This window comes from Methanosarcina sp. 1.H.A.2.2 (assembly GCF_000979975.1).
Taxonomy (GTDB): Archaea; Halobacteriota; Methanosarcinia; order Methanosarcinales; family Methanosarcinaceae; genus Methanosarcina.
The window spans coordinates 34,259-55,997 of sequence record NZ_JJQL01000079.1 but is presented as its reverse complement, the minus strand read 5'-3'; the positions used below and the strand labels follow the sequence as shown (position 1 = coordinate 55,997).

The window sequence follows — 21,739 nt, the reverse complement described above, 5'->3', positions numbered from 1 at the left end:
GGGAAAGGGGATTTCGGTGCTTAACCGAACTGAAAAAAAGATGACATCTGACGAGCAGGCGGTTTCGGAAGTAATGGGGGTGGTCCTTCTCGTAGGCATAGTAGTAATCATGCTTAGCGTATTGGGTGTTTCTGTTTTTGCACAGGATGGACCTGATGATGTCCCCCATACGAATGTCCAGGAAATTATGGACATTTCCACTGACACGATCTACCTGAAACACAATGGAGGAGAACCCATAAGCACTGAGGATGCCGAGATAATAGTAAATATTAACGGCAGGAAGTATGTGTACACATCCTCACAAATTTACGAAAACCTGGGAAACAGCAGTGTCTGGAAAATTGGGGATACTATTGAAATCAATACGATGAGCACATGGAAGGTTAACCTACAAAATAACGACAAAGTGGAATTAGTTCTGATCGACACCCCATCAAATGAGTTGATCCAGAAAAGCAGACTTACGACAAGGTTTCAAAATGAGCCAAAATTCACAATTACACTCACCCCGATGGGAGAAATAACGGATACATCCTCATCAGCAAAAGATGAATCAAAGAAAGGATATGGAGAGAATTGGCAGGTAAATTCTAAAGATAGTAGTGCAGATGAATATAAAAAAGCCAACGAAAACAAAAACTGCACAACTTATTATCTCCCGAAAGATGTGATAGACACCAGTATATATCAAGAATTAGATTTCGGGATCAAGCCAATGGCCTACGGGGTCAGACCGGGGGATACTTTCTGTAACGTGACCCTTGAGATCGTTTACTATACGCATGATAACTCCCCATCCGATAATATTAAACTCAAATTCTATGACACCGACGAGCATGGGCATGGGGAATGGGTATACTACAAAGAAAGTCTTCCGACACACACTTCTGACTTTGAATCCGAATATATAAACCTGACATATTGCATCAATACCCCTGCCGACCTCGCTAATTTTAAGGTACGAATTGAAGCCTCAACAACAGCAGCTGCAAGCTCAGAGAAAGAGTTAAACATCGATTACATGGGGTTATGGGTAGAAGAAGATAACATATAAAGTGAGTAAAATTCAGGATAGAATTTTGAGACCGGATTTAATCAGGACTTTGAAAAAAGAGACTTATTACTATTTAAAAAAATGAAAAAACAGTGGATGGTGAGATCGGCTTGTCAGACGTAAAAAAACTCATTGAAAACTCCAGTGCTGTTTCGGATGTCCTGGGGGAGGTGCTGATGACGACAATAGCAGTTATCCTTCTCAGTTCAATTGCCGTGTCCATTTTTTCATACAACGGACCGGCTGACGTCCCCCACACACAGGTGAAAGAATGGATGGATGCACAGACCGATACAATCTACCTGGAACACAACGGAGGAGAGTTTATCGATACTGAATCTCTTGAAATAGCGGTAAACATCAATGGAAGTCGGCACACTTACTCCTCGTCCCAGATATATACGAATCTGGGAAACCGGAGCATATGGGAGCTGGGAGACGAAATAGAGATTAACACATTGGGAGAATGGGGAATCGACATCAAAGAAGGAGATGAAATAAATGTGTACCTTATCGATACTCCTTCAAGAGAAGTTATCCAGAACTTGCAGCTATCTCCCTGAGAAAAACTCAAAAAATGGGATGATGAGAGCCTTTCAAAGCATGATTCAATCGAGGCTTATTAAACCGACCCATCCAACTGTATAAATAACACCATATCCCGGGCAATTTTCAAGATGAAGCTGGTGATTACAGAAACTGGAAATTCCGGAAATGACCTTAATGTAGACTACACGGCGTTGTATGTAAATTAAAAAATAAACGGGAGAAGGGGAAAAAATGAAAACGAGAAGTTTTGAAGCATTTAAAAAGTCCGAATAGGGGATAGCAGCCGCTGTTGCCGCAGCCCTGCTGCTCGGGATTATAGTTGCCAGTATGACGACAATTCAGCTCCACTACGTTCCCATCTGGAAAGAGGATGCAGAATACGCTCACATGTCCGACGTCTGGCAGGATATGACCAGGTTCAAGTCTAACGTTGACATTCTGGCAGCAGGGCTCGAGATGAACCCTAATGCCAGGATCGTGCTGAACAACCCTGTCCAGCTGGGAGGGGCTGATGTGCCGTTTCTAGGAGGCATGAAAACAGGCGGGACCCTTGCCGTAAACAACGACGTTTCAGGCATGTTGATAGTCGTGGCTGATGATCAGGTGGGATACAACAGCAATAATACTCTAGCTTATACCGGCACGGTCTCATACCGGCCTACTAACATCCATTACGTGGACGAAACTTACTGCTATGAAAATGGAGCCCTGATCGTCGCCAGAGACAACAGGTCCATGATGAAACTTTCCCCGGGAATTGTGCTAGAAAATGGAACCGGCATCTCCTCCGTGAACCTTTCAGTACGGGCTGTGACCCTCGAAGGAAAACGCGGTGTAATGGCCAGCAACACCATAGAGGACATAAGGCTGACTTCCGAAGACTTCGGGCCCGTCTATCCCCTTAATAATGCAAACGAAACTGTAAAAGCTAACGTCACATCCGTGAACCTTACAATCTACACAGAAAACACGGAAGCCTGGGAAAAGTATTTTGAAGATTTAGCCAGAGAGAGTACCCTCCAGAAAGGCACGGACTACGACCTCAGCACCGACCCCCACATGGTCACCTTTTCCCTCCCCCCGAAAAATAATAGAACTATCAATTTTAAAGCCTATAATGCCATGATAAAAATCGAATCCGGGATTTAATAAGTTGTGAACATACGTAAAAATTGTCAGGTAAAAAATGAAAATTATTATTTTTATTTTTAGAATGTTTTTTGTAAACGTTATATATTGAAGATCCAATTTTATATATCATTCGCTAGAAGTTACTGAGAGAAGAAGAATTTGTGGATAAATATATAATTTAAGTAAACGTGCAAAAAATTAATGAATAGTTTAGACGAGGAACTACTTAGGAGTATAAAAAAAACACTCACTTATTAACAAAATATATGCGCGATTTTAATTTTATTTTGATATAATTATTTTAACCCCGCCATTTGTTCTCTGCAAAAGAAGTTTAGAATACTGTTGCACCAGAAAAAGTGCCCATGGTGCTCAGGAAAATGATTTTGAAACGGCAGCTACGCAGGATTAAACTTATTATTATCACAATCGAAGATCTGAGATCCCACGAAGAACCAAAAATAATCTTCATACATTCTGCGGCAGTCTGTAATTCTGAAAACAAAGATTTTCGGCCATCACAATATGATGTTTCACAATAGTTTCCCGCCGCATCAAGTCATAAGTTAGTTGTCTTTTTTCCTGCATAACTATTAGACATGCACATAGTATCCATTTCAACCTCAGTGACCTCACTGTAAAATTTCCATTCAGCTTTTGAGCCGCCAGGAAATAATTAGACATACAAAAACGATACCTAGAGAGTTGTTTTGTGAGAATACCTGCGGCAAGTAAAATAGATTGACAAAACTTAAAAGCCTGATGGGGCACAAAAGGAAGCTTAATCCAGAAAAGTAACAAAAAGAAAAGAGAAAGGATAGCACCTGAAGAAGGTGCTTTCCATTTGAGTTTAGAACCTTATAGTCTTGTCGCAGATCAGCTGTTTGGTCTGGACGTCAATGACCTTTACTTTTACAGGAACTCCTGACGTGACTGATATCGACGAGGCACTAGGACCCTCTATTTTTAAAGTACTTACAGCCCCAACTTCAATAGTATTAAGACTAGAAGCATTCACTTCTTTAGAAGTCCCATCGATTTCAACGAGCACTTTTGTAGTGGTATTTAATGCAAAATTTATTGGATCCCCACCAAGGTGTTCGAATTTCAAGGTGCCAGTAGTACCACTGAGGTTAAATGCCTTAATATCTATGTTCGCCTGCGGTGCTGATTTTGCAGGTCCCTGCCCAAAGACAGATGAACCGATTGCGGCGGCGAGGATGACGGTGATTGCAACCATCAGCACGACACCGATTACCGGGGACACTGCCCTGTCGTTCCTAAATATTTTTTTGAGATCCATATGTTACTCCCTCCTGAATTAAAGACATCCAGACAGGACAACCTGTCTGAATTTTAACACTTTAACACACATATTTACAATTACTACTTTTTATAACTGCACTCAAAGATATTCTTCATTCGTATATAAATTTTTGCTGGGACTATCTGATATTATTTAGTAATTATGTTACTTATTTTTTATAATAGTTACCCGGAGAACTCAAAGGAAGAAAAGAATTATTTTAAGACAGTCAGGTTAATATTCAATCACCAACATTATAGGAAGTTAGGCAAGAAATTTATAGAAGGTGATTTTTATCGTGGAGGGTAAAAAATACAGGGCACTTGGGCAGGACTGCCAGGCAGTTTCAGAGGTAATAGGGCAGGTGCTCATGGTAGCTGTAGTTGTACTGGCTTTTTCTTCAATCGCTCTTACAGTGTTTTCAGATGGAGGAGCAATGAATCCACCTCATACGCCAAAAACTGACCTGCAGGAAAGCATTGACATTGACACTAATACTGTGCAAATTTTCCACATCGGTGGAGAGGCAATTGACCTCAAATACATCAAGATAATACTCAACGTTGACGGGCAACAGGCTGAGTTCAATATGTCTGACTCTAATGTTACAGTCTTTGACCCCAAAGGCAACAAGCTGAACTCTGACGACGTCTTTGTGCTCGGAGATTACATCGTAATCGACCCCAGCAGTAAAATAAATATCACAGGTGTAAATGCCACCATCGACCTCTACTTCGTACACACGGAATCCAGACAGGTGATTAAGAAAGCAATACTCTGAAGAGAGTTAGGAGATTGTTAAAAATTTCTTGCTATTTTTAAGAGGTCATTTAATAGACAAATTAATATCCAATAAATAACAATGCATGAGACAGTGTAGAATTTTGTAGAGGGTGACTTTTATCGCGGAGGGGAATAAAAAGTGTAGGGGACTTACCCGGGACTGCCGGGCAGTCTCAGAGGTAATGGGGGCGGTGTTAATGATAGCTATTGTTGTGCTGGCTTTTTCTGCAGTCGCTCTTACAGTGTTTTCAGATGAGGGATCAATGGACCCCCCACATACTCCACATACCAACCTACAGGAAAATATCGACAGGTCAAAAGACAAAGTGCAGATCTTCCACAGCGGGGGAGAGCCAATTGATCTTGAAGACATCAAGATAATACTCAACGTTGACGGGGAACAGGCAGAATTCGACATGTCTGAATTCCAAGTCCTTGACCCAGATGGCAACCTGTCCTCTGACGATGTATTTGAGCTCAAGGATTGCATTGTAATCGACACCAGCAGTAAGGTTAATATTGAAGAAGCAGATGCCATCGATCTCTACTTCGTGCACACCGCGTCCAGTCAGGTGATTCAGAAGACAATTCTCTGGAGAGACTACGGAGAGCTGCCCGATTGGATAACCCCTTATCCTTATGGAAGTGTGTATGATAGTTTAAAGAAAGACCATTGGTGGGATCCAGAAGTAGTTCATCAAATCGGCGACGGGTACTACACAGAGAATGACTTTCCAAAAAATATAACTATCTACGAAAGTTTTACTTTTGGCAGTTTGGAAGAGCTGGGCCTTTCGGAAGACACATCATTTTCCAAAGTTATCCTGAAAATCGTTTATAGAATACACGACCAGAGTGCGAAACTGGTACTGGAAATCAATAATGTCCCGGAGATCGTGTATGAGCTCCCCAAAAAGGGAAATGAATCCGTCACCAGTGAGTTTGTAGAAAAAGAATTCGACATAACTCAATTTATCAAAAATTCCACGGATCTGGAAAATATCGAAGTAAAGATATCGACCACACCGAATGCAGCTGAGCCAGCTGATAAAGAGGGCTGGATTGATTTCATAGGTATCCATCTGGAGTATTAACTCATGAAGTAGGGAATCCAGAGAAGGGGTTTAAGCATATGAAAGAGAACATTTCAAAAAATTCACAGGAAAGCAAGCCCTTTTTTTTCCGTTCGGAATCTGCATCTTCAACGGTTGTAGGGGCAGTTTTGCTACTGGCAATCATAGTTAGCGTATTCTCGGTAGTCAGGATTGGATACATCCCGGAATGGAAGAACGATGCAGAGTATTCCCATATGAACGATGTCTGGGAGGACATGGCAGATCTAAAATCAAAAATTGACTTAATGACCATAGTCCTGGCATCAGACCCAGATTCCTCGAACACTATTACTATGAACGTACCTTTCCATATGGGAGGGGGAGATGTCCCGCTTATCGGGACTATAAAGTCCAGCGGGACTCTTTCGGTAGTAAACAAGGAAGAATGTAAAATGAAGGTAACCGCAGTATCCGAATCGGGGAATTGGAGCAATACAACCCAATACGGTACTGTAAGCTACTCTTCACAAAACAGGTATTATGTGGATCAGGACTTTACTTACGAAGGAGGAGCTTTGATCCTTTCCCAGGGGGAAAGGTCTTCGATGATGCTTTACCCTTCGATTCGCTTCTCCAGAGCGCCGGCAAATGGATATGATGTGTCGATACACTTTGTGGAGATCGCTAAAAGTATAAATTCACCAGCCGATGTCATATCCTCGAATACAGGATGCTTTCTGCGCCTCACTGGCAAAGAGTTTAAACCCCTCTATGACAGCGATAAGGACAGTTTAGGCAACATCAGCTCCTTCACTTTGACGATTAATACTGACCACCCTGATGCCTGGTACCTGTATCTCAATGAAACAATAACAGATGCAAGGATAACTGGTTATACTACACTTACCCAAAACGAAAACAATGTGAATTTAACTTTCATCTCTGGGCCAGGTGGAAAGGGTTTGAACAGGCTCTATGTGAGTAAGACAAAAGTAAAGGTAGAACCGGGAATAGGAATCTAAGCTGATATAGTGAACCAGGAAACAAGGGGAAAGGAAGAAATGTCTCGGAAAAACCTATTGAAATCCGAATCCGCAGCCGCAATTGCGATTGCGGCTGTACTGCTTTTGGGACTTGCATTCACTATAATCTCCGTGGTCAAACTAAATTATGCTCCGGAATGGAAAACTAATGCGGAAAGAGACTATAGTTATGATGCATGGAGCAATATGGAGGACGTGAAAACCAGGGCAGACATATTCACCCGGTTCATGAGTTCGGATATCAATTATCCATATGGTCTTTCCGCAACTGTTCCTTTCAGCATGGGAGGGGGAGATGTCCCGGTATTCGAACCCTCCAAATCTAATAGTAAGCTTGCAGTAAATACTGAAGAATGTACGATGAGTATAACTTTCGGCAATCATACCCTTGACCCAGTTCACTGTGGGGGTGTCACCTATTATTCAGAAAACAAGCAATACCCCGATCAGGTTTTCAGGTACGAGAACGGGGCCCTTATCCTTGCACAGGGTGAGAATTCCCAGATGAAACACGATCCTTTATTCAATATAACTGAAGATATGGGTAATTATACAGTTACTTTTAATGCCATCAACCTTACAGGGGGACCCGAATCTGTCTCTTCCAGCACCCTCACTGCCCTAAGTCTTACAGGATGCTTGATAGACCCTGTTCTGAATACTGACGTGTACATGAAAGCGAACGAGACTATAAACACTTTTAACCTAAGCATTTCCACCCACTATGTAGATGCTTGGGCCACTTACTTCAACAATACGGCAAAAGATGCAGGACTCGAATACGATACTGATTACAAGATCACTTATCCAGATTCCAGCTGCGTGTGCCTCTCTGTCCTTCCCACCGGCAATAAAACCTACAATATTTACGTCAATCAAACCGTACTCTGTGCGGAACTTGGAAGAAGAGGAGGAGCCTTGCCTGGTGGAGCCTTGCCTAGCGGAAGCGGAAATGTGATGGAACTGGGTACCTGGTATACGTTTGAATTATCAGATAATGAGACAGAGATTCTTCCGCTGAAGGATTATAAACCGGGATTCGTTTTCCCCACAGAAGTGGGGAACGTATATCTTAAAGACTATGATGATAAAAGTTATGAACCTAATGAAGTTAAATACCCTATGGAGACTCCTTTCGAAGACACCTTCAGGTTTAGTTCATTTACGAGATTCAGCACCAAACCCAAATCGGCAACTATTAGGATGATTTATAAACTCGACTATACTTCCCCATCAGTAACTATGAATGTAGCAGGAAACAAACCTGAACATGGTGTCCTCATTGGTGATAATAATGGTAAAGAGTATTATTTGTATAACGAAACAACTTCAATAAATATAACTGATCCTTCGGACCTTACATATTATTTAAATATAAATCCTCACAATGGAAAAAATTTCCATATCGATTACCTCGCAGTGCGCTTAGACTGACGGAAAAGAAAAAGGCATATGGAGACTATATCCGCTTATACAGAAAAAGCGGAATCCAGATCCATATGCCTGAGAGATACACCACTCCTTACCCTGCCAGAAGAATCCATTCCGACGGCAGGACCGAAGACACTAAAGTATTGCTTGCAAGGGAAGTCACTGTTAAACTTTTTCTGAATGGGAAACCTTTTACGACCCTTTTTTCCTCTCCTTTTGAGCTAAAAGAGCTCGCAGTCGGGCACCTGATAACAGAGGGAGCTATCAGTTACGAAGAGATTGCAGGGGTTGAGGTGGAAGGTAATGAGGTCCATATCCTGACTCAAAAGGAAAGCCGAACCCCGCGAGATGAGGCATCCAGGGCACATATTTTCGTAGATTCGGATGCTGTTTTTGATCCCGAAGCCCTTTTTACAGGCACAGATCATCTAGAATCTGAGACATACAAGCTAACCAGAGGAACCCATCTTGCAGCCCTTATAGACAGAAAAGGAAAGCTTGCAGCGCAGATTGTCGATATCGGGAGGCACAACGCCGTGGACAAGGTAGTAGGAACCGCATTCCTCAAGGGGCTTGACCTGTCACAGCTCTATATGCTCTCCACCGGCAGGCAGCCTGCCTACATGATTACAAAAGCCGCACGTGCAGGAATTCCCCTTGTCGCCACCAAAGCCATGCCCTTTGACTCCGGAGTCGAGGCTGCAAAAACAGCGAACATGTGCCTCGTGGGACAGCTAAGGCCAGAATCAATGCTGGTATTTGCAAATGAGTGGCGGGTCAAAACGAACAAATCAAAAAGTGAAACGAGTTAAAAGTTAAGAAAATTGCCGCCAAACTAAGCTATAAGATAGTCCTCTTGAGCGTAGCGAAAAGGACAGCGTACTCCCGAGGCGCAATTCGGGTGGCGCAACTCGGGTGGCGCAACTCGGGTGGCGCAACTCGGGTGTTAGAGAGTTCCTTTCGTGCTTTTTACCTCGTTGCCTTCGATTTTTACAGCCCGTTTCATGGCATAGGCAAAAGCCTTGAAGAGAGCCTCGATCTTGTGATGGTCGTTATCTCCGTAGACACTGGCGTGTATGGTAATTTTCGCATTTGAGGCGAGGGTCTCGAAGAAGTGCCGCACCAGCTGGGTACTGAACTGCCCTACCTGCGGGGCAACAAAATCGGCTTTCAGGACAAGATAGCTGCGCCCGCCGACATCCAGGGCAACTTCGGCAAGAGCTTCATCCATTGGGATTCTGGCTTCCCCGAAACGGGCGATTCCTGCCATATCCCCGAGAGCTTCGGCAAGAGCCTTTCCAAGGACTATTCCCGTATCCTCAATGAGGTGATGCTCATCCACATAAAGGTCGCCTTCGGCACGCACTTTAAGGTCAAACTCGGCATGCCTTGCAAAAGAAGTAAGCATATGATCAAAAAATCCAATCCCTGTACTGACATCTGCAATGCCATTACCATCAAGGTTAAGCTCAAGCTGGATATCGGTTTCCTTTGTCTTACGGGAGATTCTGCCGGTTCTCATACACCCTCACATTCTTTTTAAAATAATTAAATACTTTGTATGTAGCTGCTTACCTGTTCCTTGCTTGTCCCTGATATTCTGTTTGCTCCGGAAAAAATAAGGAAAATGGGCTGATGAATAAGGCCTCTTAAGAAGTCAAAACAAGCAGCCTGATCAGTCACCGAGGACAGCCTTAATCGCATCTTCAAGAGTGAACCTGCCCATGTAAAGGGCACTGCCTACCACAACCCCTGCGGCTCCTGTCTTCTTCAGGACCTGAAGGTCTTCCAGAGAGCTTACCCCTCCGGATGCAATTACAGGGATGCTGACCGATTCTACAAGTTCCCTTGTCGGAACAGGGTTTACTCCCTGCATCAGGCCTTCGGAATCGATATTAGTAAAAAGAAGACTTCCAGCCCCAAGCTCTTCAAACTTCCTGCCCATTTCGACAGGAGTTTGCGCGCACTCCTCAGTCCAGCCTTTGATCGAGATTTTCCCGTTCTTTGCATCCAGCGCAACGTTTACACATGAATTTCCAAAGGCACTGGAAAGCTGTTTTACAAGTTCAGGATTCTGGAGGGCGGCGGTTCCGAGAATTACCCTTGAAACCCCAAGCTCAAGAAGGGAAGCTGCATCTTCAAAGCTCCTGATGCCTCCTCCAACCTGGATACTCACGCCTTTCTCCCGGCATATCCGGACTATCTTTTCGATAATGGGAGCGTTTTTTCGGTCCCCTTCTATTGCGCCGTCAAGGTCTACCAGATGAAGGGTCTTTGCCCCTTTTCCGACCCAGTCAAGGGCAACTGCGAGAGGGTCCTCAAGGGATACGAGCTCACTGCCAGGCACACCCTGCACCAGCTGAACGCACTTTCCTCCTCTCATATCCACTGCAGGAATCACTTCAAAAGCCATAGAAAACCACATCTCCGGCATATCTGCAAGAAAACCATCTTCTTTTTCGGTTATTTTTATGTCTGTAATTATTCCAGGTAATTTTCCTTTCAGGGCATGATCCTTTCGATGGGGACGACAAGTATATCCCTTGCACCGACCTTCCTGAGCTTGTTTACCAGGGTAAAGATCAGGTCTGCGTCCACAACTGAATGAACAGCAAGGAACGATTCTGCAGAAGATTTGCTGGACTCAACCTTCATGACTGTTGGACCCGACATTCCCGGAAGAACCTCTTTTACTGCTTGAAGGGAAGCTTCGGGAACGTTCATCATCAAATATCGCTTATTCTTTGCATTGAGCACACTTTCGAGTGCAGTTTTTATATCCAGAATTTTGTCCTTTTCCCTGAGGCTTTTTTTGTTAGCGATCAGATGAACAGTTGAAGAAAAGACTGTGTCGATAGCTTTCAGGTGGTTTATCAGGAGAGTTGTCCCTGAGCTTGAAATGTCTACAATGGCGTCCGCAATTCCCACATGAGGAGTCATTTCGCAGGCCCCGCTGACCTTTATAACTTCAACGTTAACTCCAAGGTTTTTGAAGTACTGGCGCGTGATCTCCGGAAACTCGGTTGCCACTTTTTTGCCTTCAAGATCCTGGGCTTTCTGGAAAGTGGAGTCCTCAGGGACCGCCAGAACAAGGCTTGCTCTCCCGAATTTAAGGTCCAGAAGAGCCTCAACATCTGCCCCTCTTTCCGTAATCAGGTCCATTCCGGTAATACCTACATCTGCAGCTCCGTCCTGTACATACTCAGGTATATCAGCAGCCCTGGCAAAGAGAATATGAATATCAGGGTCCGTAGTTTTTGCAAAGAGTATTCGGCTTTCGGCTCCTCCGCTAATGGGAAGCCCTGCATCTTTAAAAAGAGACATTGTGGGTTCGTGAAGGCGCCCTTTATTGGGTATTGCAATGCGAATCATCTGCTCTGTCCTCTAATAAGTGATCTAAGTGATCTAAATGATCTAAGTAATCTGCCGGGAAGCTTACCCCGGGTATGCTCATTCCGTATAAAACATTTATTCAGAATACTCTTGTATAATATAGACTTCACGGTGAGGCTCAATGTAAATCTTTTTTCCAGAAACCCTGTGATAAGGATAATTCGGTTCACATTGAGAGAAATTTTTACACAAAGGAAATAAACTAATTTTGTGATGTTAAAGCTGAAAGACAGCCTATATAAAGCGAATATTACTACTGGTAATGAATACATGGGAACTATTATATAGCCGTAGTAATTTAATAGAAACAGACTATCGAGTCATATAAATAATATTATAAATGTTGTAATTACATTAGTATTTAATTTGAAAATTACCATTAAGGAAGTAGATTGCTCAAGCCAACAGACTAAAGATTAATAAAGCGATAATATTGACATTTAGTAATAAAAGTATCCATCATTTTGAAAAAAGAGGATCCAAATGGCCCGAAATATAAAAGTAGAAGAGCTTTTGCAAACCCCGATCGAAAAGCAGCGGATAGAGCTTGTAGAACGCAAAGGAATAGGGCACCCTGACAGCATATCGGACGGACTTGCCGAAGCCGTAAGCCGAGCGCTATGCAGGGAATACATAACCAAATGTGGAACTGTACTCCACCACAACACTGATGAAACCCAGATTGTAGCCGGAAGATCCAGCCCGAGATTCGGAGGCGGAGAGGTACTGCAGCCCATATATATGCTCCTTGTGGGCAGAGCCACTAAAGAGTTCGAAGGCACCGAGCTTGCCACCGAGTCCGTAGCCCTCCAGGCTGCTCGCAAGTACCTGAAAAATACCCTGGTGAACATGGATCTTGAGAGAGACGTGATCATGGACTGCAAACTCGGGACAGGGTCTTCAGACCTCAGAGATGTCTTCAAGAGAGACAGGGTACCGGTTGCAAATGATACCTCTTTCGGAGTTGGGCATGCCCCATTTTCTGAACTTGAAAATATTGTCTACAATACAGAGAGGCAGCTCCTTACCGATCTGAAGTCCCGCATGCCTGCAATAGGAGAAGACATGAAGGTTATGGGGCTCAGGGATGGGGAAGATATAACCCTTACTATATGCAGCGGCATGATAGGGAGGTATATTGACGATCTGGACAGCTACATAAGCATGACTGAAGAAATGAAGACCTATGTGGAAGAGCTTGCAACACACTATACTGAGCGGGACGTGAAGGTCCAGATTAACACAGGCGATAACCTGAAAACGAGCTGTATCTTCCTTACAGTCACCGGAACCTCAGCTGAAATGGGAGATGATGGTTCTGTAGGGCGCGGAAACCGCTGCAATGGGTTGATCACACCTAACAGGCCTATGAGTATGGAGGCAACCAGTGGAAAGAACCCGATTAACCATATCGGAAAAATCTACAACCTCCTCTCGACACAGATGGCCCGGGATATAGTAAAGCAGGTTCCTGACGTACATGACGTCAATATAAGGCTGCTCTCCCAGATCGGAAAGCCCATTGACCAGCCGCTTGTGGCAAGCGCTCAGATCATTCCAAAAGAAGGCACCTCCTTTGCAACGGTCAAATCGGAAGCTGAAGTTGTAATTGACGACTGGCTTTCCAATGTGACAAAAATCACAGAAATGGTTATCAAGGGAGAACTGAACACCTTCTAATAAAACCAGAAATATCTGAGGCAAGAAAATATCGAGGGGGACCTTCGGGTTCTTTTCACATCTTTTTTACTGTACCTGTCTTAACAGTCAATCCATCAACAGTCAATCCATCAACAGTTCACGATCTTAAAATGGGATTTTTAAACAGGACTTGCCGTGCAGATAGGATTTTTCAGGAGTATTTCAACCTTTCAGGTATTTTGCCGAACTCAAGTATTTTAAGAATCCTCAACTGGTAAGACTATATTTTCAGCCATCCGAGGCAGTTTTTTAATATTCTCAGGGAGCCTCCGAAAAATAAAAATATTTTAATTCAAGGAAATTTTTATATAACCTTAACAATTAGTTTGAACTTCTCCTCGCCCCCAAAGCGGAAAATAGTATAACTGCCTTCAATTTCCCAGGTGCCTGGTTTTACAGCCTCGTATTCCCATTCATGAACCCCTGGAACAGTCTTTGTATCCGGGACATCCGGAGTGAACTGTTCCCGGAGCAGTCTGAGCCCCTCCTCGGCTTCCATCTTCCATACAGTTTCGGCAACAGGGTTATCCTTACTGTACAGGTGCTCTCCGGGTTGATCCCTGAGTTTTACCACAAAAGTGTCTCCAAGGTTGATGCTGACCGTATCAAAACTATTGGCGTTCGTAAAGATTTGGGTGACCATATTCCCTACCCCTTCCATATTGTGAAATCGGTTCATTTTCTTACTGTAATTATGCTTTATGTTCGCTGTAATATACAAAAGTATTTTTGATAAATATGAAAAATGATATAAATGTCAGCAATTATCACCTGCACCAGCGAAAAACATAAATACCATCACCATATATGGAGATGGTGCACTGAGGCAGTGTAGCACAATGCAACACTGGATCAGTATCATCGTCCCGCCTTAACTCAGTGGTAGAGTGCGCGGCTGTAGTTCGGTTCGTGCGGGAAATACCCGTACATCTCTGCGCAGGCACCGCGATGTCCCCGGTTCGAGTCTGGGAGGCGGGACCTGGAACTTAATCCAGAACAGACTCAAGTCAACGGGAACATTTATATATAAGAGAGACATTTAAGGTTTGCTCGCAGCGCGGGCAAAACAGCAACTAAAACGACCGAAGTGTCCGGATAGTGTAGAGGCCTATCATGGAGCCCTGTCGAGGCTCCGACTCGGGTTCGAATCCCGGTCCGGGCGCTTCTTTATTTTTTTAATTAGATTGTTTTTACATAATTTGTTTTAATATACTTTTTCCAAACCTGCTTTTCATAATGTGTAATTTTGATCAGTCGATCCAGCTTTTATTTTAATCAATTCTGAAATTCCTGACCTTGGGGACCTTACTTCTACCTGTTTTACTTCTACATGTCATTCTCCTGCTATGACCCTCCTGATTTCTCTGAACCCTTTTAACTTCTACCTTTTATCTCCGGATCTGGCCCTCACGATTTCTTAGAATCCTTTTAACTTCCACATTCACGGTCAGAACCATGATCTGAAGCACTGGAAACTTTTCCCGAAAAAAACATGTAAAGAAAGAAGAATAAAGGAATAAAGCTGACGCAGGAGGTTACAAAAATGGGAATTGGGCCCCATACTCCGGATTGTTCCGAAGAAAGCGCCGGCAGAGATAGCGATCTCTGCAAGAAGATGAAGAGTACCAGAGAAAAAATGGAAGAGGAGACTCTCATTTTTATCGAAGCCACCAAAAGTTTCGCCCTGGAATGGATTCAAAGGGAAATAGAAGCAAACGTGCCTCCTCTGAAAAGCGAAGATTACTCAGGGAAAGCAGAAACTGGCAAAAAAAAGGTTAATGAACTGTCACGCCTTGAGGACTTGCCCTTCCGCATACAGGATATTGTCGAAGAGCACATCAACCGCGATGAGTACTGGGTTCACAGGAACCAGCTACTTCAGACAGACATATCCCGCGACTACCTTGAGTTTAAAAAAGATAGAATAAAGAGGGACCTGACATCAAACATTCGAATGATTCTGGGCTGCGCAGCAGAGATTTTCGCCGACGTGAAAGATAAAAATCCCGAAGATAAAGTGTGGGTAAGAGAGCGGGGAAAACGAAAATACATATGCATTCTCAGGTTTTCGGACGAGATGACAGCTTCCCTTAACCGCTATTTCACGATGCTTGAGGAGCTTTTAGTTCTTGGAAACGAGATGAATAAGGAGTTAAAAAAGGAAGTAGATCGCGGGGAAGGGAAAAACAAACTTGAAAAAAGCCCTGAAAAAGATACCTAAAAAACAAGCTAAACGACATTAAAACAGGGCTGTATTCGGATTAGATCAGGATTAGATTTGTTACCAGGCCAGATTTGCATTCACACCAGATACACAGGCCTGCTTGGACGATAACAACTTTATCTACAAACGCAAGAATTACCTTGCATGACAGAGCCAGACTTCAGCATAAAAAAAGCCCTTGAGGAAGCAGGAACAGATGCTTACCTGATGACAGGGGGTATTCATAATGCCGATATTTACTATGCAACCCGCTTCCTGGCATCGGACGATTTCATTTATCTGCAAACAGGAGCCGGGAAAGAAGTTCTTTTCATTTCAGAAATGGAGCGCGGAAGGGCTGAAATCGAGTCAAGGGTTTCGATTATAAAAACCACTCAGGACTTTGGCTACCGTGAGAAAATCAAGGAGAAAAAGGATGCATCTATTGCCTATGCAGCCTGCATATCCGAACTGCTTCTTGAAGAAAAAGTAAAAAAAGTTGCAGTTTCCTACGATTTTCCGGTTTTTTATTCAAACTATCTTACAGAAGCAGGATTTACCGTAGTGCCTATAAAAAGCCCTTTCAGGAAAATGAGGAGCTTGAAGAGACCGGAAGAGATTGAAGCCATAAGGTACGCCCAGATGGCAGGGGAAATGGCTATGAAGGCAGCAATTGCCCTGATAGCAGGAGCAGAAGAAAGGGACGGCATTCTCTACCTTGAAGGGCAGGTACTTACCGGGGCTAAAGTGAATTCAGTCATTAACCATACTCTGCTGGATTTTGGGTGCGAAGCCGAAGAGACAATTGTCTCCTGCGGAGAGAATACTGCAAACCCTCACGGAACTACGGATGGGCCTCTCAGGGCAAATGCTCCGATCATCCTGGACATTTTCCCAAGGAGTAAAAAGAAGCGCTATTTTGCAGATATGACGCGTACCGTGATCAGGGGTGAGGCTTCGGAAAAACTAAAGGCAATGTATGAAACTGTACTTGCAGCCCAACAAAAAGCTCTGGAAATGGTTAAACCCGGAGTCAAGGCAGCTGAAATACACAGTGCCGTCTGTGACCTTTTTGAAGCGCGAGGCTATCATACTTACAGAAGCGGGGCAAAAGCCGGATTCACTCACTCTACAGGCCACGGAGTCGGGCTTGACATCCATGAACTTCCCGGCGTAGGAGAAAACGGTGTGCTTCTGGAAGCAGGTAATGTGATAACAATCGAGCCCGGACTGTACTATCCCGGAATTGGGGGAATCCGGCTTGAGGATATGGTGCTGGTAACCGAAACAGGATGTGAAAACCTTACAGGATTAGAAAAGAAATTTGTATTAAAATCATTTATATAAATTAAGCAACCAGATTGTAATCAGAATTTGCCTTATATAGCCCGGAAATACAGGAAATAAGCAGTATTACAGAAAATAAGTAGTATTACAGGAAATAAGCAGTAATACAGCAGAAATCGACCAAAATAAGGGGTTATAACTCAGGTTTGCACAGATAGGATTTCATAGCCAGGACTAATGGCAGAATATTGCTATAATAAGGCTTACAGCCAGTATATAGCCTGGATACGTTTATGAGAAATTAGTCAGTTTGAGGTCAACATGACAGATAATGTATACAACAAAGAAGATATCCTTGAAAAGTACAGAGAAGCAGGCAGGATTCTGAAGATTGTCAGGACCGAAGCCGTAGATATGGTGAGAGTCGGAAACAGCCTGCTTGAAGTTGCTGAATTTGTGGAAAAGAAAACCATAGAGCTTGGAGGCAGGCCTGCCTTCCCCTGCAATATCTCAAGAAACCAGGAAGCTGCCCATGCAACTCCCAAAGCAGGAGATAAGGATGTCTTCGGAAAAGATATAGTGAAGCTGGACCTCGGAGTCCATGTTGACGGGTACATAGCAGACTCGGCAGTAACTGTGGACCTTTCAGGCAATTCAGATCTCGTAAAAGCTTCAGAAGAAGCCCTTGCAGCAGCTATTGACCTCATGAAGCCAGGGGTCGGCACAGGGGAAGTAGGGGCTGCAATAGAGGAGAGTATCCGCAGCTACGGCTTAAATCCTATTATGAACCTCACAGGCCATGGGCTTTCTCAGTATGAGGCCCATGACAACCCCTCAGTGCCCAACAAACACGTAGAAGGTGGAGTTGTCCTGAAGGAAGGTGATGTACTTGCAATCGAACCTTTTGCAACTAACGGAACAGGCTTTGTACACGACGGCAGCTGGGCAGAGATATACAGCCTTATAAGGAAAAAGCCTGTACGCCTGCCAGCAATCAGAAACGTCCTGAAACAGGTAGAAGAATACAGGGAACTCCCCTTTGCAAAGCGCTGGCTCAATTCAGACAAACTTGAATTTTCATTGATCCAGCTTGAAAAAGCCGGAATTATCCACTCTTATCCCGTACTTATTGAAAGTGCCGGAGGGCTTGTGTCCCAGGCAGAACATACGGTAATAATAACCCAGGACGGGTGTGAAGTCACAACAAAATAAGTCCTGGAAAAGAAAAAACAGAATAACGAATAAGATGAAGAACGAATAAAAAAGAGTTGACAGCCTTGAAACTGCATCACCTCCTTTTAGCCAGTCTTTTACTGGCAACTTTCCTCATCCCTGCCCTTCTTGCAGAACCCTGCTCTGCTGCTTTTATTCCAGGAAACAATATCACACTGGAAAGGGACGGGATTACGTGGAATTACGACGAGAAAACTACAGATAACGAAGCTATTTTTTTAAGGAATCTCATAGACAGAGAAAAGGGCAACAATGACAATTTTGTTAATGCCTGGGAAATCCTGAAAATGGAGGTTCTTTTAAGGGACAAAATGGAGAAAGCCATAAAAGAAGAACCTGATGTAAGGCTCAACTCGACTTCGGATACTGTTGAGTTAAGAGACGTTGAGTTCTGGATCTCAAAAGAAGCCCTCGGAAGGACTGATAAAACCTCGTCAATTACAAACCGCGCCAGTGTAACCTATAGTTTCAAAGAAGAAGCAGGCCCCGGAACAGACATATGGCTTATGGGCACTCCGAACTCAAAGGTTACGATTACTCTCCCGCAGGGCCTTGATGCAGAATTAACGGAAGGTCTTGAGAACAAAAGCCTTGAATTTGAAAATAACCGTACATTACTGAGAGGGAACTTCGGCCCTGAAAAAAACATTACACTATGGCTTTCGGAAAATGAAAGCCTTAAAGCCGAAATGCTGGCTATGGAAATGAATAGGGATAAGAGTACGGAGAATAAGAGTGTAGAGAACGAAAACGGAGCAGGGGAAAACAAGACCCTGACTGCTGGAGAAAAAGCTGAAGTCAGTCAACCCTCCGGGTTTTTCAAAAATATCCTCAAAAAAATAAATCGGAGCCTGAACGGAGCCTGAACGGAGCCTGAACGGAGCCTGACCGACGCCAGAACCGGACCCGAGCCCAAAAGTTAATCTGGCTTGAAGCTTATTCAGAAAAACATGCTCATTGAACAGATTCCACTTGAAAACGGGTGCGCACTTGGCCTCCGATTTGAGATGCAGAAGTATCCTCTGCTGGTTATAAGGGCAGAGAAGGGTTTTCTGATGTGCGGCTATCTTAATGTCAGTGCCGCTGAGACCCTTGGGGATACGGCAGCAAAAGTGAAAGGTGTGCAGAGTTTTGAAGATATGCTCAAAGCCACTGTTGTCGAGGTAACAAAGTTTGCCGGAGAGCTTGGAATTGAGATAGGAATGACTGGCAGGGAAGCCCTTGAAAAAATGTTTTGAAAGATATTTTGAAAGATATTTTGAAGGATATTTTGAAGGATATTTTGAAGGATAGAACCTGCTTCACAGGCAGACCTCTTGAATGTAATCTCTTACACGCGGATCTATCATATATTGATCTCTTACAGGCTGCCCCCTGTTCAGGAAACTTTTTTCTTAAAACACGAATGAAAAAACAAACTTAAATAAAAACACAGGCTTAACACAATTTTAAATATATGATATTTTATATTTTGTCCCCTAATCTGCAAGAAATTATTTTGAATTTCGTTAGACTATTTCACTCTGCCTGAAGATCATTTTGAACTATATTAATCAACTTATTTCTGATCATCAATGTTATACGCTTTTGAACTCTCTGGAGAGCACGAAGAACTGCCAGCTGCCGAAATCCTTGCCTGCCTCAAAATTGAGAGGCTTGATTTCCGGCCCCATGCAAGAGTAGACCAGTGTCTTGTAGTGGATATCGCAGGCAGAGAAAAGGATGTTGAAAGAGCCCTTAAAGGTCCTGTAACTGAAAGACTGGCAATGACCCACCATATACTGAAAGTTGTAGGAATTACCGAAAACAACCCTGATGCGGTCATGAAGCTTGCTGAAGCCTTTGAACCTGGAGAATATATCAGGGAAGGAGAAAGTTTTGTTGTCAGGGCAAAAAGGATCAAACACCACGTTGACTTTCCGTGCGAGTCCCTTGAGCAGAAAATTGGAGGATTCATCTACAGGAAAGGGTTCAGGGCAAACCTGAAGAGCCCTGATGTAGAATTCCGGCTCATCCTGAGTGAAAAAGCTGTACTTGGGACTCTACTGTCCTCGGTTGACAGGAGCGCATATGAAGCCAGGACCCCCCAGAACAAGCCTTTTTTCCACCCTGGCGTACTTATGCCAAGAGTTGCCCGCGCCCTTACAAACCTTTCCGGGATAAAGCCGGGTGAGCTCCTCCTTGACCCTTTCTGCGGCACTGCAGGCATACTTGTAGAAGCCGGGCTTGTGGGTGCAAGGGTCATAGGAATAGATGCCCAGGAAAAACTTGTCCTCGGGGCTCACATGAACCTGGAAGCCTATGAACTGGATTACATCCTGATGGAAGGAGATGCCTGCAGGATCCCGCTAAAGGACTCTACAATCGATACCGTCGTCACTGACCCGCCCTACGGAAGGTCGGCAGCAATCCTTGCCGGATCCTTAGAAGAGCTATATTCCGGCGCCCTTGAAGAAATCCACCGCGTCTTAAAACCCGGAGGCATCGCGATTGTTGTCTCGGACAAGGCCTCATTAGAATACGGAGAGAAGGCAGGACTTAAGGTTCTTGAGATTTATGTACAGAGAGTACACAGGAGTCTCACACGGATAATAACTATTTTCCAGAAGGATGTGAACTACTCCTCCCTGTCGGCTTGAGAGCCGCCGAGGAAGGAGTCCTCACGCCTTATTGAGATAGAATAAAGTAAGGTAAAAGTTGTTTGAAAATAGAAGGGAAGATAGAAAGGTGACTTTTCACCTTTAAATATATTTGTCACTCATGGGAAATCAGTTCTTCCAGCACCTCAGCCATTACCCTGTACCTGAGAATGCGTTTGCGGTTCTGCTCACCTGCCCGCTTGATTGAGTAATTATCTTCAATCCATTCTATATTTCCCCCATAGTTTACTCCCATAAGGGTTAATCCATAGGGAGGGGCCGGTTCAATTCCTTCTTCATAAATCTCGGGATTTAGCATCTGGAGCAACCAGTCATTATCACGCACCCCTTTTCCGATCATTGAGAGGGCGGTCACTATTTTTCGGACCATGTTCCAGAGAAAACTATTGCCAACTACTTCAATCGTTGTAAGTTCCCCATCTACACGGGCATTGATTCTCTCCAGAGTACGAACAGTACTTTTTTCTCCGTCTGATCGGGAAAAATTTTCAAAATCATGGGTTCCGAGCAGCAGTTTTGAAGCTTCCCTGATCTTTGAAATATCGAACTCTTCACCGCTCATCACGTAGCGGTAGTGCCTGGAAACCGCACTCCTCCTGGCGTCAAAGTCGCAGGGGACTTCCGCATGAGCCCATGCCCATATGGTTGGAGGAAGTTCGGAGTTGACGACTCTGGGAATTGCCAGGTTCGGTTTATCCGTATCAAAAGCGATGACCTGTCCAAAGGCATGAACTCCTGCATCAGTCCTGCCCGCACAAGTATAATTAGCAGATTTGGGGCTTTCTATAATCCTGAGGTTCCGAAGAGCCTTGAAGAGTTCTTTCTCCACGGTCTCGACATTCGGCTGGATCTGGGATCCATGAAACTCGGTGCCTATGTATGCAAGCTTTAAAGCGACTCTCATACG

General features: G+C 43.9%; 21 protein-coding genes and 2 tRNA genes. 17 read left to right on the top strand and 6 right to left on the bottom strand.

Annotation, left to right across the window (positions count from 1 at the left end; genetic code table 11):
* The first annotated feature begins 16 nt into the window (after window positions 1-16).
* From EO93_RS16965 to EO93_RS12115, 3 genes are all read left to right on the top strand, one after another.
* A complete protein-coding gene (locus tag EO93_RS16965; protein ID WP_235283020.1) occupies window positions 17-1,057 on the top strand; it encodes a type IV pilin N-terminal domain-containing protein in 1,041 nt (346 codons plus the stop codon).
* A 110-nt stretch (window positions 1,058-1,167) separates the two neighbouring features.
* A complete protein-coding gene (locus EO93_RS12120) occupies window positions 1,168-1,620 on the top strand; it encodes a type IV pilin N-terminal domain-containing protein (RefSeq protein WP_048135359.1) in 453 nt (150 codons plus the stop codon).
* Between the two features lie 313 nt (window positions 1,621-1,933).
* Entirely contained in the window at window positions 1,934-2,755 is an 822-nt protein-coding gene (locus tag EO93_RS12115) for a hypothetical protein (RefSeq protein ID WP_235284242.1), read from the top strand.
* Window positions 2,756-3,587: 832 nt separating this feature from the next.
* Here the strand turns inward: EO93_RS12115 and EO93_RS12105 are convergent.
* Window positions 3,588-4,040, bottom strand: coding sequence for a type IV pilin (locus tag EO93_RS12105; RefSeq protein WP_048162729.1), 453 nt, complete (start codon window positions 4,038-4,040; stop codon window positions 3,588-3,590).
* Between the two features lie 301 nt (window positions 4,041-4,341).
* Between EO93_RS12105 and EO93_RS12100 the strand changes: the two genes are divergently transcribed.
* The 5 genes from EO93_RS12100 (at window position 4,342) to fdhD (ending at window position 9,167) form a co-directional block, all read left to right on the top strand.
* Window positions 4,342-4,824 carry a type IV pilin N-terminal domain-containing protein gene (locus EO93_RS12100; RefSeq protein ID WP_048162876.1) on the top strand — a complete coding sequence of 161 codons (483 nt, stop codon included), beginning with the start codon at window positions 4,342-4,344 and terminating at the stop codon, window positions 4,822-4,824.
* A gap of 112 nt (window positions 4,825-4,936) precedes the next feature.
* Window positions 4,937-5,920 (top strand): type IV pilin N-terminal domain-containing protein, encoded by a 984-nt coding sequence (locus EO93_RS12095; RefSeq protein ID WP_255350227.1) that lies wholly within the window; start codon window positions 4,937-4,939, stop codon window positions 5,918-5,920.
* A 38-nt stretch (window positions 5,921-5,958) separates the two neighbouring features.
* Entirely contained in the window at window positions 5,959-6,903 is a 945-nt protein-coding gene (locus EO93_RS12090) for a hypothetical protein (protein WP_048162727.1), read from the top strand.
* 9 nt (window positions 6,904-6,912) lie between these two features.
* Window positions 6,913-8,358 (top strand): hypothetical protein, encoded by a 1,446-nt coding sequence (locus EO93_RS12085; protein ID WP_235284240.1) that lies wholly within the window; start codon window positions 6,913-6,915, stop codon window positions 8,356-8,358.
* A gap of 65 nt (window positions 8,359-8,423) precedes the next feature.
* The gene (fdhD, locus tag EO93_RS12080; RefSeq protein ID WP_048162726.1) at window positions 8,424-9,167 is read left to right on the top strand and encodes a formate dehydrogenase accessory sulfurtransferase FdhD; all 744 of its coding nucleotides are present in this window, start codon (window positions 8,424-8,426) and stop codon (window positions 9,165-9,167) included.
* A gap of 134 nt (window positions 9,168-9,301) precedes the next feature.
* Here the strand turns inward: fdhD and hisB are convergent, their stop codons facing one another.
* The 3 genes from hisB to hisG all read right to left on the bottom strand — a co-directional run bounded on the left by hisB (window position 9,302) and on the right by hisG (window position 11,727).
* Window positions 9,302-9,877 carry an imidazoleglycerol-phosphate dehydratase HisB gene (gene hisB, locus EO93_RS12075; RefSeq protein ID WP_048135366.1) on the bottom strand — a complete coding sequence of 192 codons (576 nt, stop codon included), beginning with the start codon at window positions 9,875-9,877 and terminating at the stop codon, window positions 9,302-9,304.
* A gap of 153 nt (window positions 9,878-10,030) precedes the next feature.
* Window positions 10,031-10,768 (bottom strand): 1-(5-phosphoribosyl)-5-[(5-phosphoribosylamino)methylideneamino]imidazole-4-carboxamide isomerase, encoded by a 738-nt coding sequence (gene hisA / locus EO93_RS12070; RefSeq protein ID WP_048162725.1) that lies wholly within the window; start codon window positions 10,766-10,768, stop codon window positions 10,031-10,033.
* 89 nt (window positions 10,769-10,857) lie between these two features.
* On the bottom strand, window positions 10,858-11,727 hold the full coding sequence (gene hisG / locus EO93_RS12065) for an ATP phosphoribosyltransferase (protein WP_048135369.1): 870 nt from the start codon (window positions 11,725-11,727) through the stop codon (window positions 10,858-10,860).
* A gap of 504 nt (window positions 11,728-12,231) precedes the next feature.
* On the opposite strand from hisG, the gene EO93_RS12060 reads away from it, so the two are divergent.
* Entirely contained in the window at window positions 12,232-13,428 is a 1,197-nt protein-coding gene (locus tag EO93_RS12060; protein WP_048135371.1) for a methionine adenosyltransferase, read from the top strand.
* 325 nt (window positions 13,429-13,753) lie between these two features.
* Here the strand turns inward: EO93_RS12060 and EO93_RS12055 are convergent, their stop codons facing one another.
* Window positions 13,754-14,092 (bottom strand): protease inhibitor I42 family protein, encoded by a 339-nt coding sequence (locus EO93_RS12055; protein WP_048135373.1) that lies wholly within the window; start codon window positions 14,090-14,092, stop codon window positions 13,754-13,756.
* Between the two features lie 222 nt (window positions 14,093-14,314).
* On the opposite strand from EO93_RS12055, the gene EO93_RS12050 reads away from it, so the two are divergent.
* The 8 genes from EO93_RS12050 (at window position 14,315) to EO93_RS12010 (ending at window position 20,811) form a co-directional block, all read left to right on the top strand.
* A tRNA-Tyr gene (locus EO93_RS12050) sits at window positions 14,315-14,427 on the top strand.
* Between the two features lie 111 nt (window positions 14,428-14,538).
* A tRNA-Asp gene (locus EO93_RS12045) sits at window positions 14,539-14,611 on the top strand.
* A gap of 381 nt (window positions 14,612-14,992) precedes the next feature.
* Window positions 14,993-15,670: a hypothetical protein gene (locus EO93_RS12040; protein ID WP_048162724.1), complete on the top strand. Its 678-nt coding sequence runs from the start codon at window positions 14,993-14,995 to the stop codon at window positions 15,668-15,670.
* A 147-nt stretch (window positions 15,671-15,817) separates the two neighbouring features.
* A complete protein-coding gene (locus EO93_RS12035) occupies window positions 15,818-16,999 on the top strand; it encodes a Xaa-Pro peptidase family protein (protein ID WP_048162723.1) in 1,182 nt (393 codons plus the stop codon).
* A gap of 261 nt (window positions 17,000-17,260) precedes the next feature.
* Window positions 17,261-18,151: a type II methionyl aminopeptidase gene (map, locus tag EO93_RS12030; protein ID WP_048134908.1), complete on the top strand. Its 891-nt coding sequence runs from the start codon at window positions 17,261-17,263 to the stop codon at window positions 18,149-18,151.
* 65 nt (window positions 18,152-18,216) lie between these two features.
* Window positions 18,217-19,038, top strand: coding sequence for a hypothetical protein (locus EO93_RS12025; RefSeq protein WP_048162722.1), 822 nt, complete (start codon window positions 18,217-18,219; stop codon window positions 19,036-19,038).
* A gap of 84 nt (window positions 19,039-19,122) precedes the next feature.
* Window positions 19,123-19,410 carry a YunC family protein gene (locus tag EO93_RS12020; protein WP_048134917.1) on the top strand — a complete coding sequence of 96 codons (288 nt, stop codon included), beginning with the start codon at window positions 19,123-19,125 and terminating at the stop codon, window positions 19,408-19,410.
* Between the two features lie 336 nt (window positions 19,411-19,746).
* Window positions 19,747-20,811 carry a TRM11 family methyltransferase gene (locus EO93_RS12010; RefSeq protein ID WP_048162720.1) on the top strand — a complete coding sequence of 355 codons (1,065 nt, stop codon included), beginning with the start codon at window positions 19,747-19,749 and terminating at the stop codon, window positions 20,809-20,811.
* Window positions 20,812-20,926: 115 nt separating this feature from the next.
* Here the strand turns inward: EO93_RS12010 and truA are convergent, their stop codons facing one another.
* A complete protein-coding gene (gene truA, locus EO93_RS12005) occupies window positions 20,927-21,736 on the bottom strand; it encodes a tRNA pseudouridine(38-40) synthase TruA (RefSeq protein WP_048140040.1) in 810 nt (269 codons plus the stop codon).
* Between the last annotated feature and the right edge of the window lie 3 nt (window positions 21,737-21,739).